The following is a 13,310-nucleotide window of genomic DNA, read 5'->3' on the forward strand; positions in this document are numbered from 1 at the left end:
ACCGACCGTGCGCCGGCCGGCCTGGTCTCGCGCCGCCCGGACGGGTCCCGCCCGGTCAGCAAAGGGCAATGCTACCCGCACGCACGGTGCCCCGCCGCTCCGCCGGACGGTCCGCACCGGGTCCGCCCGACGGTCGGCCGCGTCAAACGGTCAACAGGGCATGCACCGGACGCGGGGCCAGCCGCTCCCGGCCGCCGAGTACGGCGAGCTCCAGGAGTACGGTGAAGCCGGCCACGGTCCCGCCGGCCCGCTCCACCAGGTCCAGCGTCGCCTCTGCGGTGCCGCCGGTGGCCAGCACGTCGTCGACCACCAGCACCCGGTGCCCGGCCGTGAAGGCGTCCTCGTGCACCTCCAGCGTGGCCTCGCCGTACTCCAGGGCGTAGGAGGCCGAGTAGGCCGGACGGGGCAGCTTGCCGGCCTTGCGCACGGGCACGACGCCGATCCCCGTCGCGTACGCGATGGCCGCCGCGACCACGAACCCGCGCGCCTCGATGCCGACCACCACGTCGAACGAGTCCCGCCCGTGGTACGCGACGATCCCGTCGATCACCTCGCGGAACGCGTCGCCGTCGGCGAACAGCGGCATCAGGTCCTTGAACATGACGCCCGGCTTCGGGAAGTCGGGCACGTCGAGCACCCGGCTGGCGACCAGCGCGGCGGCGCCCGGGCCGCTGTCTCCCCGTACCTCGGTGCTGTGGGTCTCCGTCACGGCAGTTCCGCTTCCCTTCACGACGACGGCGTCCTGCATGCTGCTCGCACAGCATGAAGGACGCCGCCGGTTCCTACCAGGCCTGCCCGGCCCGGATCACCGCCGTTTGCCGCCACCCGGCCGGTTGCCACCGCCGCCGGCCGGTCGGCCGCCGCGGGCGCCGGTCGGCCGCTTCCCGGCCGGTCGGGCGCCGACCCGCGGCGCCGCGCCGGCCAGCGCGGCCGACTCCGGGTCGACCGGCTCGTCGTCGGAGTCGTCGGTACGGGGAGCGGCACCCTTCGGGGTGACCTCGCCCCGGGCGACCGCGCCCCGGCGGGCCAGCACCCGCTTGTTGTGCGCCTGGATGCGCGGGTCGTAGTTCTTGAGCAGCACCAGCAGCGGCGTGGCCAGCAGGATCGAGGTCAGGAACGCCACCGCCATACCGACGAAGAGCACCAGGCCGAGGTCCTTCAGGGTGCCCGCGCCGAGCAGGCCGGCACCGATGAAGAGCAGACCACCGACCGGCAGCAGCGCGACCACCGAGGTGTTCAGCGACCGCATGAGGCTCTGGTTGATCGCCAGGTTGGCCGCCTCGCCGTACGTCTGGTTGTTGTTGGCGGTGATGCCGCGCGTGTTCTCCTGCACCTTGTCGAAGACCACCACCACGTCGTAGAGCGCGAAGCCCAGGATCGTGAGGAAGCCGATGACCGTCGACGGGGTGACCTCGAAGCCGACCAGCGAGTAGATGCCGGCGGTGAGGACCAGGTTCATGATCAGCGAGGAGACCGCGGCGACCGCCATCCGCCACTCGAAGCGCAGGACCAGGTAGATCATCACCACCGCGATGAAGATGACCAGACCGAGCAGCGCCCGGGAGGTGACCTGGCTGCCCCACGCCTCGCTGACCTGGTTGCCGCTGATGATGGCGGCGTCGATGCCGAACTCCTCGGCGATCTCGGTCTTGACGGCGTTGGCCTGCTCCGTGTCGAGCTGGGTGGTCCGCACCTCGTAGAAGTCGCCGCCGGTGCCGCCGACCTTCTGGGTGGTGACGACCTCGGCGTCGCCGCCGGCCGCGGCCAGGGCGTCCTGAACCTTCAGCTCGGTCTGCTCCAGCGTGCCGACGCTGGCCGGGATCTGGAACGAGTTGCCGCCGGCGAACTCGATGCCGAGGCTGAAGCCGCGCAGCCCGAAGCTGAGCAGCGACAGCAGGATCAGCGTGAGCGCGACGCCGAACCAGAGCTTGCGCCGGCCGATGATGTCGAGGCCGGCCTCGCCGCGGTAGAGGCGGCTCGCGAGACCACTCTTTGCCATCTCAGGCCTCCTTCACGCGCGGGTTGCGGGGCTTGGCCGGCTCGGCCGTCCGGGGCGGGAGCGCCCGGCCGAGGCCGCTGACCCGCGGGGACAGGAACGCGGAGGTGCGGGCGAACATCGTCATGATCGGGTGCCGGAAGAGGAAGACCACGACGAGGTCCAGCACCGTGGCCAGGCCGAGGGCGAAGGCGAAGCCCTTCACCGTGCCGACCGAGACCACGTAGAGCACCACCGCCGACATCAGCGTGATCGCGTTGGCCGAGATGATCGTGCGGCGGGCCCGGATCCAGGCGCGCGGCACCGCGCTGCGCGGGCTGCGCCCCTCCCGGATCTCGTCCTTGAGCCGCTCGAAGTAGATGACGAACGAGTCCGCCGCCACACCTAGTGACACGATCATGCCGGCGATGCCGGCGAGGGTGAGGGTGAAGCCGATCTGCCGGCCGAGCACCACCAGCGCGCCGAAGACCAGCAGCGCCGAGAGGACCAGGCTCAGGAAGATGACCGAGCCGAGCAGGCGGTAGTAGAAGAACGAGTAGATGATGACCAGCGCCATGCCGATGCCCGCCGCGAGCAGACCGGCCCGCAGGTGGCTGGCCCCCAGGGTGGCGGTGACGTTCTGCTGCTCCTGCGCCTCGAAGGTCACCGGCAGCGCGCCGTAGCGCAGCTGGCCGGCCAGGGCGCTGGCGTCGCGCTGGTTGAAGTTGCCGGTGATCTGCGAGTTGCCCGTCAGCACGCCCTGGATCTCGGGCGAGGAGACGATCTCGTTGTCGAGCACGACGGCGACGCGGCACTTGCCGTCCTGGCCGAGGGCGGTGGCGTCGCAGGCCTGGCCCTCGTTGTTGAACGCCTCGCGGGTCAGGTTGGTCCACTTGTCCTGGCCCGGGCCGGAGAAGTCGAGGCTGACGACCCACTGGCTCGTCTGGTCCAGCACCGCGCTGGCGTCCTCGACGTCGGTGCCCAGCACCTTCGCCTGGTCGAGCAGGTACTTCGCGGCGCCGTCCTCGCAGGCCACCGCCTGCTGGTCGGCGGCCGAGATCGACGCCGGCGGGCGCTTGTCGAGCTGGGCGCAGCTGATCTGCGGCACGTTGAACTGCATCGTCGCCGGCAGCACCGCGACCTCGCGCGGGTCGAGAGCCGCGAACGGCTTGAGCTTCTCCGCCAGCGACGGGTCGGCGGCCAGGTCGGCCGGGGCCTGGAGACCGCTGGCGGCCGCCCAGGCGGCGGCGCCGACCTTCTGCTCGACGGCCTTGCGCTGCTCCTCGATGCTCTGCGGCACGGGCTCGCCGCTGGCGCTCGGCGTCGGGGTGGCGGCGCCGGCCGAGGGGGTGGCGCTCGGCGCGGCCGACGCGCTGGCGCTCGGGGCCGGGGCCATACCGCCCTGACCGCCGCTCGGCGACGCGGTCGCCTTCGGCGCGGCGCTACCCGTGGGGGCGGCGCTGCCCGAGGGCTTCGCGCTGCCCGACGGGGCCGGGGCCGCGCTGCCCGACGGGGCCGGGGTGGCGGCGGGCGGCGGGGCGGCGGCCGCGCCGCTGCCGTCGGCGGCCTTGAGCACCTTGCGGAAGCGCAGCTCGGCGGCGCTGCCCACCTCGGTCAGGTCGCGGTTCTCGCCGGGCAGGGAGATCACGATGTTGCGGTTGCCCTCGGTGACCACCTCTGCCTCGGCGACGCCGAAGGCGTTGACGCGGCTCTCGATGATCTGGCGGGCCTCTTCGAGGTTCTCCGCCGTGGGGGGCCGGCCGTCGACGCTGTTGGTCGCCTCCAGCGTCAGCCGGGTGCCGCCGACGAGGTCCAGACCGAGCTTGGGCTCGAGCCTGTCCTTCAAGCCGCCGCTGGCGCCGCCCGCGAAGAACACCAAAAGATAGAGGACGACGAAGATGAGCCCGAGCACGGCCAGTTGCCGTCCGGGCCGCATCTGTCCCTGAGGTGGTGCCACGGCTGTCCTGTCTCCCTGTACGGTCGCGCCGCTGGTGCGGCGGGTGTCGGCCGGTCCGGCCGGCGGTTCCGACGGGCCGGCGTCGGAGGCCGGCATCCGGCTCCGAGGCCCGGCGCGGGGGCGCCGAGCGGAACGGGACGAGCCGACTTCCGGCGTCGGGCCCAACTATCCAGTTTTCACGTCGCCTCCGCTGCCCCGTCGGGAGAAGTCGTCACCGGAGTCCGGCGACCACCACCCCGCGCGGGGCGGGAGCGACCGTCACTCCTTGACGACGTCCGCGTCCTCGGTGACCGGCTCGTCGGCCGGGCGCTCCGCCTGGCTGACCACCCGGGCGATGGCCGGACGGGCGTAGCGGGTCTGCACACCGGGGGCGACCTCGAGCAGGACGGTGTCGTCGTCCACGCCGGTGACCGTGCCGTAGAGCCCACCGATGGTGACCACCTCGTCGCCGGGGGCGAGGGCGGACTGCATCGACTCCGCCTCACGGCGGCGCTTCTGCTGGGGGCGGATCATCATGAAGTACATGACGCCGAAGAGCAGAGCGATCATGAGGATCGGCGTCAGGCTGCCGGCACCCCCGCCGCCCTCTGCTGCGTAAAGCACGGTGAAAGACCTTCCCATTGGCCCCCGTCCCGGCGCGGGCGCGCCGGAGCGGAAGCGGATTCTCACGTCCTGTACAGACCGGCGCGAGTCTAATCCCTGCACCTGGGAACGCCGAATGCGGCACAGATCACGTTCACATCACGGCTGATCGGCATCCGCCGAGAACAGATCGGGCACCGCAGGAGCATTCGTGCCGAATGTACCATTCGGTGGCGTGCGGCCCAGATGCCGCCAGGCGGCCTCCGTGGCGACCCGGCCGCGCGGCGTACGGGCCAGCAGGCCGGCCCGGACCAGGAACGGCTCGCAGACCTCCTCCACCGTGTCCGGCTGCTCGCCCACCGCCACAGCAAGCGTGGACAGCCCGACCGGCCCGCCCCGGAAGGAGTCGACCAGCGCGGTCAGCACCGCCCGGTCCAGCCGGTCCAGGCCCAGCGCGTCGACGTCGTACACCGTGAGGGCGGCCCGGGCGGTCTCCAGGGTGACCACCCCGTCGGCCCGGACCTCGGCGAAGTCGCGGACCCGGCGCAGCAGCCGGTTGGCGATCCGGGGCGTGCCCCGGGAGCGGCCGGCGACCTCGGCGGCGCCGTCGTCGGTGATCGGCACCCCGAGGATGCGCGCCGAGCGGCGCAGCAGCACCTCCAGGTCGGCCGGCGAGTAGAAGTCGAGGTGCGCGACGAAGCCGAACCGGTCGCGCATCGGCCCGGTGAGCAGGCCGGAGCGGGTGGTCGCGCCGACCAGGGTGAACGGCTCGACGTCCAGCGGGATCGCCGTCGCGCCCGGGCCCTTGCCGACGATCACGTCGACCCGGAAGTCCTCCATCGCGCTGTAGAGCAGCTCCTCGGCCGGCTTGGCGATCCGGTGGATCTCGTCGATGAAGAGCACGTCGCCCTCGGCGAGGCTGGTCAGGATCGCCGCCAGGTCGCCCGAGCGCTCGATCGCCGGGCCGCTGGTCACCCGGATGCCCGAGCCCAGCTCGGCGGCGACGATGTTGGCCAGGGTGGTCTTACCCAAGCCAGGCGGGCCCGACAGGAGGATGTGGTCGGGCGGGGAGCCGCGCCGCATCGCGCCCTGGAGCAGCAGGTCGAGCTGGTCGCGGACCCGGTGCTGGGCGATGAACTCCTCCAGCCGCTTGGGCCGGACGGTGGCCTCCGCGTCGAGGTCGGCGTCGTGCACGTAGGCGGAGACCAGCCCGCCGTCGGGCCCCGTCACCGGGTGCGGCCCAGCAGCCGGATGGCCTGCTTGAGCAGGACCGGCACCGGCGGGACGGCACCGTCGATCGTCTCCGCCACCGCGGCCACCGCCTGGTCGGCCTGACCGGCCGTCCAGCCGAGCCCGACCAGCGCCTGCCGGACCTGCTCGGGCCAGGCCCCGCCGGTGACCCCGGCCGCGCCGTCGGCCCCGACCGGCACCGGGCCGATGCGGTCGCGCAGCTCCAGGACCAGGCGCTCCGCGCCCTTCTTGCCGATGCCGGGCACCCGGGTCAGCGCGGCGGTGTCGGCGTTGGCGATCGCCTTGCGCACCGCGTCGGGGGTGTGCACGGCGAGCACGGCCTGGGCCAGCCGGGGGCCGACGCCGCTGGCGGTCTGGAGCAGCTCGAACAACTGCTTGGCGTCGTCGTCGGCGAAGCCGTAGAGGGTGAGCGAGTCCTCCCGGACGACCAGGCTGGTGGCCAGCCGGGCGGGCTGGCCGATCCGCAGGTCGGCCAGGGTGCCCGGGGCGCACTGCACCGCCAGGCCCACCCCGCCGACCTCCACCACGGCGTGGTCCGGACCGGTCGCGGTCACCACCCCGCGCACGCTGGCGATCATCTGGCTCCTCCTCGTCGTACCCGGTCGGCCACGGCGGCCAGCTTGGAGCGCGTCCCGCCCCGCCACACGTGACAGATGGCCAGGGCCAGGGCGTCGGCGGCATCGGCCGGTCGCGGCGGCTCGGCCAGCCGCAGCAGCCGGGTGACCATGGCGGTCATCTGCGCCTTGTCGGCCTGGCCGGAACCGGTCACGGCCGCCTTCACCTCGCTGGGCGTGTAGGTCTGCACGGGCAGTCCGGCGCGGGCGCCGGCGAGCACGGCGATCCCGCTGGCCTGGGCGGTGCCCATCACGGTGCGGACGTTGTGCTGGCTGAAGACCCGCTCGACCGCGACGCTGTCCGGCCGGTGCTCGGCGACCAGGTCGGTGAGCGAGCGGTCCAGGTGCAGCAGGCGCAGCGCCAGATCGTCGCCCGGATCGGTGTGGACGACGTAGTAGGCGATCAGCGTGCAGGGCCGCCCCGGCACGCCCTCGACCACGCCGACCCCGCACCGGGTCAGCCCCGGGTCGACGCCCAGCACCCGCACGCCGCCTCCTCCCCCAGCCGCCAGCAGTACGTGTGTTCGACACCCTACCGAGCCGGGCGACACCCCGCCGCCGGGGACACGCCGGGCGCGCCGACACGCGGCCGGGGCGCGCAACGGCCACACACTCCGGCCGTCGAGTATGTGTCGCCGCCCCATGTGCGCCCGGACACACAGCTCGTAACTTCATGCGCCATGACGGCAGAACCCGTGGCGGTCCCCCACGTCGTACACGTCGACCTCGCTGGTCGTACCGCCCTGGTGACCGGGGGCGGCAGCGGCATCGGCCGGGCCTGCGCCCTGCGGCTTGGCGCTGCCGGCGCCAAGGTCCTGGTGGTGGACCGCAACATCGAGGCGGCCAAGGCGGTGGCGGTGGAGGCCGGCGGGCGGGCCGAGGGCGTGGACCTGGCCGACCCGGACGCGGTGGACCGGCTCGACGCCGACGTGGACATCGTGGTGAACAACGCGGGCCTGCAGCACGTGGCACCGGTGCAGGAGTTCTCCCCGGAACGCTTCGCCCACCTGCACCGGGTGATGGTGGAGGCGCCGTTCCTGATCATCCGCCGGGCGCTGCCGCACATGTACGCCAAGGGCTGGGGGCGGATCGTGAACATCTCCTCGGTGCACGGGCTGCGCGCCTCGCCGTACAAGTCGGCGTACGTCTCCGCCAAGCACGCGCTGGAGGGGCTGTCGAAGGTGGTCGCGCTGGAGGGCGCCCCGCACGGCGTCACCGCCAACTGCATCAACCCGGCGTACGTGCGGACGGCGCTGGTGGAGAGCCAGATCGCCGACCAGGCCGCCAGCCACGGCATCCCCGAGAGCGAGGTGGTCGAGAAGATCATGTTGGCGCGGGCGGCGATCAAGCGGCTGATCGAGCCGGAGGAGGTGTCCGAACTCGTGGCCTACCTCTGCTCCCCGCCGGCGGCGTTCATCACGGGCGCGTCCATCGCGCTCGACGGGGGCTGGACGGCGAACTAGTGGCGAGCCGCACAATGTCGGTCATGTCGTCACCGGTGGAGTTCCTGGAGCTGCTCGCCCGCGAGGCCGCCGCGGTGGAGTTCGAGGGGCCGCTCGTCGCCGCGCGCGCCGCCGGGCTGCCGCCCGCGCGGCTCGCCGAGCTGGAGCAGGCCAAGACGGTGGCGCTGCGGGTCCGCGCGCTGCTGGAACGCCGCCGCCGCCGGGAGGTCGAGCTCTCCGGGTTGTACGACACGGTCAGCGACCTGGCCGGGCTGCGCGACCTGGACGACGTGCTGCGGGCGATCGTGCACCGGGCGCGCAACCTGCTCGGCGCGGACGTCGCCTACATGACCCTCGACGACGACGAGCGCGGCGACACGTACATGCGGGTGACCGACGGTTCGGTCTCCGCCCGCTTCCAGCAGCTGCGGCTGCCGATGGGCGCCGGCCTCGGCGGCCTGGTGGCCCAGTCCGGCGCCCCGTACGTCACCGCGAACTATCCGGAGGACGACCGCTTCCACCACACCGGCGAGATCGACGCCGGCGTGGGCGAGGAGGGCCTGGTGGCCATCCTCGGGGTGCCGCTGCGGCTCGGCTCGACCTCGATCGGGGTGCTCTACGCGGCCAACCGCTCGGCCCGGCCGTTCGTGCGGGAGGAGGTGGCGCTGCTGGTCTCCCTCGCCGCGCACGCGGCGGTGGCGATCGACACCGCGCGGCTGCTCGCCGAGACGCGGGCCGCGCTGGAGGAGCTGTCGTTCGCGAACACCACCATCCGGGCGCACAGCAGCTCCGTGGAGCGGGCCGCGGCGGCACACGACCGGATGACGGCGCTGGTGCTGCGCGGCGGCGGCGTGGAGGACGTCGCCGCGGCGGTCACCGACGTGCTGGGCGGGGCGCTGCTGGCGCTCGACGCGGAGGGCCGGCTGCTGGCCCGGGTCGGCGAGATCGAGGAGCCGGACCGGGCGGACATGGTGGAGGCGGTGGCCGCGTCGCGTACGGAGGGCCGCAGCGTGCGCCGGGGCCGGCTCTGGTACGCCGCCGTGGTGGCCGGGGCGGAGAACATGGGCGCGCTGGTGCTGCGCCCCGACGACGAGCTGGTCGACGCCGACCAGCGGATCCTGGAGCGGGCGTCGCTGGTGACGGCGCTGCTGCTGCTGTTCCGGCGTACCGTCGCCGAGGCGGAGGGGCGGGTCCGGGGCGAGCTGCTCGACGACCTGATCGCCCGGCCGCTGCGGGACACGGACGCGCTGCGCAGCCGGGCCCGCCGGCTCGGCGTGGACCTGGACGCCCCGCACGTGCTCGTGGCGGTCGGCGACGACGCCATCGCCGCCACCGGCTCGGCCCGGCAGCGGGTGCTCTCCTGGGCCACCACGTACGCCTCCACGCGGGGCGGGCTGGCGGCGGCCCGCGACGGTCGGGTGGTGCTGATGCTGCCGGGCCGGGACGCGGGCGGCAGCGCCCGGGCGGTGGCCCGGGACCTGTCCCGGGTGACCGGCCGGCCGGTGACCGCCGGGTCGAGCGGCCCGTCGACGGGGCCGGCGTCGCTGGCCGCGACGTTCGCCGAGGCGGAGCGGTGCCTGACCGCGCTGGGTGCGCTGGGGCGCTCGGGGCAGGGGGCGAGCACGGCCGAGCTGGGCTTCGTCGGGCTGCTGCTGGGTGCCGTCGGCGACGGGGGCGACAAGGACGTGAACCGGTTCCTGACCGCCACCGTCGGGCCGGTCGTCGACTACGACGCCCGGCGGGGCACCGCGCTGGTGAAGACCCTGGAGGCGTACTTCGGGGTGGGCGGCAGCCTGGCCCGGGCCGCCGAGCAGCTGCACGTGCACGTCAACACGGTCACCCAGCGGCTGGAACGGGTCGGGCAGCTGCTCGGCGCGGACTGGCAGAAGCCGGAGCGGGCCCTGGAGGTGCAGCTGGCCCTGCGCCTGCACCGCCTGCGTACGCCGGCCGCCTGAGCCGCCGTTCGACCACCCGCCGCCTGAGCCGCCGGCCCCCGCCCGGCGGGGCGGTCAGCGGGCGCGGATGCCGTCCAGGACGCCGTCGACGATGCGCTGCGGCAGCGTCGTCTCGTCGAGGTCGGGGTGCCAGCGCATGACGCGCTGCACCAGCATCGGGCCGGTCAGCATCGCCATGACCACCTCGACGTCGAGATCCGCGCGCAGCTCGCCGGAGCGCATCCCGCGCCGCAGCACCTCGCGCATCATCTCCCGCCGGGGCTCGATGATGTTCTGGTAGAGCTGGTACTGCTCGGGGCTGCGGTTGACCTCCGGCACCAGGCAGGGCATGATCCGCGCCGCCCGCGGGTCGATGTGGTGACCGACCGCGCCGACCAGCAGGATCAGGTCCTCGCGGACCGAGTGGCCGGCGGGCTCGGGCGGGGTCCCCTTGAGCGTACGCAGGGCGTCGCGCAGCAGCGCGTCCTTGCCCGGCCAGCGGCGGTAGATGGTGGCCTTGCCGACGCCGGCGCGGGCGGCGATCGCCTCGATCGAGATCGCCTCGATGGTGCTGCCGTCGGCGAGCAGGTCGAGGGCGGCCTCGACGATCGCCTCGTCCGCACGGACGCTCCTCGGCCGCCCGGGCGGCCGAGGAGCGTCGGCGGTGGAAGTCATGTCGGACATTGTTCCCGAAGTTAGGCGGTCCCGGCCAACTCGGGTTCCCCCACCGGCGTCGGCTTTTCCGCCGGGGCGGCGGGGCGGCCGGGCATCCAGCGCAGCACCACGAGGATGCCGAGCGCGGCGATCGCGGCGGCGAGGCCCGCCGCCCAGTGCATCGCGGCCAGGAAGGCGTCGTCGGCGACCGCGATCAGCTGCGGCGCCGCCGGCCCGAGCTGACCCGCCGCGGCGTACGCGCCGGAGATGGACTCGCCGGCCGCCTCGCGCGCCCCGGCGGGCAGGTCCCTCAGAGCGGGGTCGACGTCGGCACGGTAGACCGCGGAGAGCACCGACCCGAGCACCGCCACGCCGAGCGCGCCGGCCACCTGCCGGACCGTGTTGCTGACCGCCGAGCCGACGCCGGCCTTCTCCCGGGGCAGCGCGGACATGATGGACTCCGTGGCCGGGGGCATGATGTTGGCCATCCCGGTGCCCTGGAGGAAGAAGACGACCAGCACCACCCAGATCGGGGTGGCCGCGTCGACGAAGGCGAACGCGCCGAGCGCGACCACGGTCAGCGCCAGCCCGACCGTCGCGACCGCCCGACCGCCGTAGCGGCGGACCATCGCCGCGCTGCTCGGGGCGAAGATGAGCTGGGCCACGGCGAAGGGCAGATAGAGCAGGCCGGTCTCCAGCGGGCTGAAGCCGCGCACCAGTTGCAGGTAGAACGAGCTGAAGAACATCACGCCCATCGCGGCGAAGAAGATCAGCCCCACGATGGCCACCGGAGCGGCGAAGCGGGGCACCCGGAACAGCCGCACGTCCAGCGACGGGTGGTCGCTGCGCCGCTCGTACGCGACGAACCAGGCAAGCACCGCCAGGCCGCCGAGGATCGCGGCCCAGACCAGCGGACGGCCGAAGCCGTGCTCGCCGCCGTCGATGATGCCGTACGTCAACGCGACGAGCCCGACCACCGACAGCAGTACGCCGCCGACGTCGACGCGGCCTGGATCCGGGTCCCGCGACTCGGGCACGAGCAGCGCCACCAGCACCACACCGAGCGCCACCACGGGCACGTTGATCAGGAAGACCGAGCCCCACCAGTAGTGCTCCAGCAGCGCGCCGCCGAGGATCGGGCCGATCGCCACGGCCAGGCCGACCGCGCTGGCCCAGACGCCGATCGCCCGGCCCCGCTCGCGGGGGTCGAAGACGTTGGAGATGATCGAGAGCGTGACCGGCATGATGGCCGCACCGCCCACCCCCATCAGCGCGCGGGCCGCGACGAGCTGCGCCGGGCTCTGCGCGTACGCCGACAGCAGCGACGCCAGCCCGAAGAGCACCAGGCCGATCAGCAGGAAGCGCCTGCGCCCGGCGCGGTCACCGAGCACGCCGAAGGTGAACAGCAGGCCGGCGAAGACCAGCGTGTAGGAGTTGATCGACCACTCCAGCTCGCCCTGACTCGCGCCGAGGCCGTGCACCGGGTCGGCGAGCGTCCGCAGCGCGACGTTGAGGATCGTGTTGTCCAGGACGACCACGAGCAGGCTGATCACCAGCACCCCGAGGATCGCCCACCTCCTCGGGTGTCCCGTGTTCTCGTGCGGTGGCATCTTCGCGTTCTCCCCCCGGCCCCGTTTCGATACGGGTCAGACTCGTAATTCAGGGTGTCAGCGTAGGCGGGTGATTATCGATACGGAACCGGTTCGTATCTTATGTGGCGGCGGTCACTCCTGTCCTCTTCCCGGGTGCGCTTCGGGGTGCCTAGCGCTCGTGGGGTGGCTGCGCACGGGTGGAGTGGTGTGCGCGCCTGGGGGTGGTTGCGCACGCGTAACTGGTTGCGCCCGCATGGGTCGTTGCGCGCACGTGGGGTGTTTGCGCGGACCTGGGCGGTTGCGCGCACATGAGGTGGTTGCGGGCGCGTCGTGGTGGGGGTGTGGCCCGCCGTACCCGGCTCCGGGCGGTCAGGCTTGATCCCTGCGCCGGGCACGGCGGGCCACACCCCGTCGGTGCCCACTCTCGCGCCCGCCCGCTGCGGGCCCCGGGCGTAGCGCGGCCTGACGAGCGTGGCTCGACGTGCCCGCCGTTCGCCGTGCCGATCACGGAGTTGTGGTGGGTGTCCTGCCCTGGAGCCCTGGATTGCGCCTTATGCGGGACGCCACAACTGCATGATCGACGCCCACCTGTCTCGGGTGCTCGGGTGTCGGGTGCTCGGGGAGATCTTGGTAGGTAAGTGCCCTCTGAGGGGCGTTTACCTACCAAGATCTCGGACGTGCAGGCGGATCCGGTGCGCCGGTTGTCCGGTTTCGGGGTTGTTGTTCGGTGGGGTGTCGGTGGTCGATCGCCCTGGGACGGCGCAATGACGTGAGACGTCCGGTCCGGGGGTGTGATCGGGGCCATCGTGGGGGCGGAATCGTGGCCGGGGCGGGGTCGTTACACCCTGCGTACGACCGAGCAAGACCCACCGCCGCCAAGGTCATGCCGCCCCGACGGGATGGTGTGCCGGGTCCCCGGAATGATGGCGGGCCGGCGGTCGTTACACATGGTCCGGCCGGCGTGAGGCAACCCCCGCCCCGCGTGGCCGATGTGAAGGCTTCCCCCGCCCCGCGAAACAGCCCGGCTCTTCCGACCCACAGGTCGGACGTCGGACATCCGGCCGACACGGCCGATCTGATCTTTCCTCCGGTTGATTTGCCGGAGATCCCTCCAGTTCCTGCTGGAGTTTCCCCTTGAGTTCATGGGCGCCGGACGGTGCTTGCATCCGCGTAGCCGATCCCCCTCGGTGCGGGTGCTGCCAACCCCCGAATGGAGCATCTTCGATGAACACGATTCTGCGTAAGAGCGTTCTTGGTGTTGCTGGTCTGGCGTTTGCCGGTGGCGTGTTCGCCGGTCCCGCGACTGCCC

General features: G+C 73.1%; 11 protein-coding genes. 2 read left to right on the plus strand and 9 right to left on the minus strand.

The window, feature by feature from the left end; translation table 11 throughout:
- Window positions 1–142: 142 nt before the first annotated feature.
- The 7 genes from ACLQ22_RS27525 to ruvC form a co-directional block, all read right to left on the minus strand.
- Complete coding sequence (locus tag ACLQ22_RS27525; RefSeq protein WP_425694855.1) at window positions 143–709, minus strand: adenine phosphoribosyltransferase; 567 nt, start codon at window positions 707–709, stop codon at window positions 143–145.
- Window positions 710–805: 96 nt separating this feature from the next.
- On the minus strand, window positions 806–1,999 hold the full coding sequence (gene secF / locus ACLQ22_RS27530; protein WP_425694856.1) for a protein translocase subunit SecF: 1,194 nt from the start codon (window positions 1,997–1,999) through the stop codon (window positions 806–808).
- A 1-nt stretch (window position 2,000) separates the two neighbouring features.
- The gene (secD, locus tag ACLQ22_RS27535; RefSeq protein WP_425694857.1) at window positions 2,001–3,932 is read right to left on the minus strand and encodes a protein translocase subunit SecD; all 1,932 of its coding nucleotides are present in this window, start codon (window positions 3,930–3,932) and stop codon (window positions 2,001–2,003) included.
- Window positions 3,933–4,190: 258 nt separating this feature from the next.
- Complete coding sequence (gene yajC, locus ACLQ22_RS27540) at window positions 4,191–4,535, minus strand: preprotein translocase subunit YajC (protein ID WP_172896543.1); 345 nt, start codon at window positions 4,533–4,535, stop codon at window positions 4,191–4,193.
- Window positions 4,536–4,673: 138 nt separating this feature from the next.
- The gene (ruvB, locus tag ACLQ22_RS27545; protein ID WP_425694858.1) at window positions 4,674–5,744 is read right to left on the minus strand and encodes a Holliday junction branch migration DNA helicase RuvB; all 1,071 of its coding nucleotides are present in this window, start codon (window positions 5,742–5,744) and stop codon (window positions 4,674–4,676) included.
- Window positions 5,741–6,343 (minus strand): Holliday junction branch migration protein RuvA, encoded by a 603-nt coding sequence (gene ruvA / locus ACLQ22_RS27550; RefSeq protein ID WP_366644381.1) that lies wholly within the window; start codon window positions 6,341–6,343, stop codon window positions 5,741–5,743. Before ruvA ends, ruvB begins: the two co-directional genes overlap by 4 nt.
- Window positions 6,340–6,867, minus strand: a complete 528-nt coding sequence (ruvC, locus tag ACLQ22_RS27555; RefSeq protein ID WP_425694859.1) for a crossover junction endodeoxyribonuclease RuvC — start codon at window positions 6,865–6,867, stop codon at window positions 6,340–6,342. Before ruvC ends, ruvA begins: the two co-directional genes overlap by 4 nt.
- Before the next feature lie 192 nt (window positions 6,868–7,059).
- On the opposite strand from ruvC, the gene ACLQ22_RS27560 reads away from it, so the two are divergent.
- A complete protein-coding gene (locus ACLQ22_RS27560) occupies window positions 7,060–7,842 on the plus strand; it encodes a 3-hydroxybutyrate dehydrogenase (protein ID WP_121395337.1) in 783 nt (260 codons plus the stop codon).
- 14 nt (window positions 7,843–7,856) lie between these two features.
- Window positions 7,857–9,776, plus strand: coding sequence for a helix-turn-helix domain-containing protein (locus ACLQ22_RS27565; protein WP_425694860.1), 1,920 nt, complete (start codon window positions 7,857–7,859; stop codon window positions 9,774–9,776).
- 54 nt (window positions 9,777–9,830) lie between these two features.
- On the opposite strand, the gene ACLQ22_RS27570 is transcribed toward ACLQ22_RS27565, so the two are convergent.
- Both ACLQ22_RS27570 and ACLQ22_RS27575 read right to left on the minus strand, forming a co-directional pair.
- The gene (locus tag ACLQ22_RS27570; RefSeq protein ID WP_425694861.1) at window positions 9,831–10,439 is read right to left on the minus strand and encodes a TetR/AcrR family transcriptional regulator; all 609 of its coding nucleotides are present in this window, start codon (window positions 10,437–10,439) and stop codon (window positions 9,831–9,833) included.
- Between the two features lie 11 nt (window positions 10,440–10,450).
- Entirely contained in the window at window positions 10,451–12,019 is a 1,569-nt protein-coding gene (locus tag ACLQ22_RS27575; protein WP_425694862.1) for an MFS transporter, read from the minus strand.
- Window positions 12,020–13,310: the final 1,291 nt, after the last annotated feature.

The organism is Micromonospora sp. DT178 (assembly GCF_049841695.1).
GTDB lineage: Bacteria > Actinomycetota > Actinomycetes > Mycobacteriales > Micromonosporaceae > Micromonospora.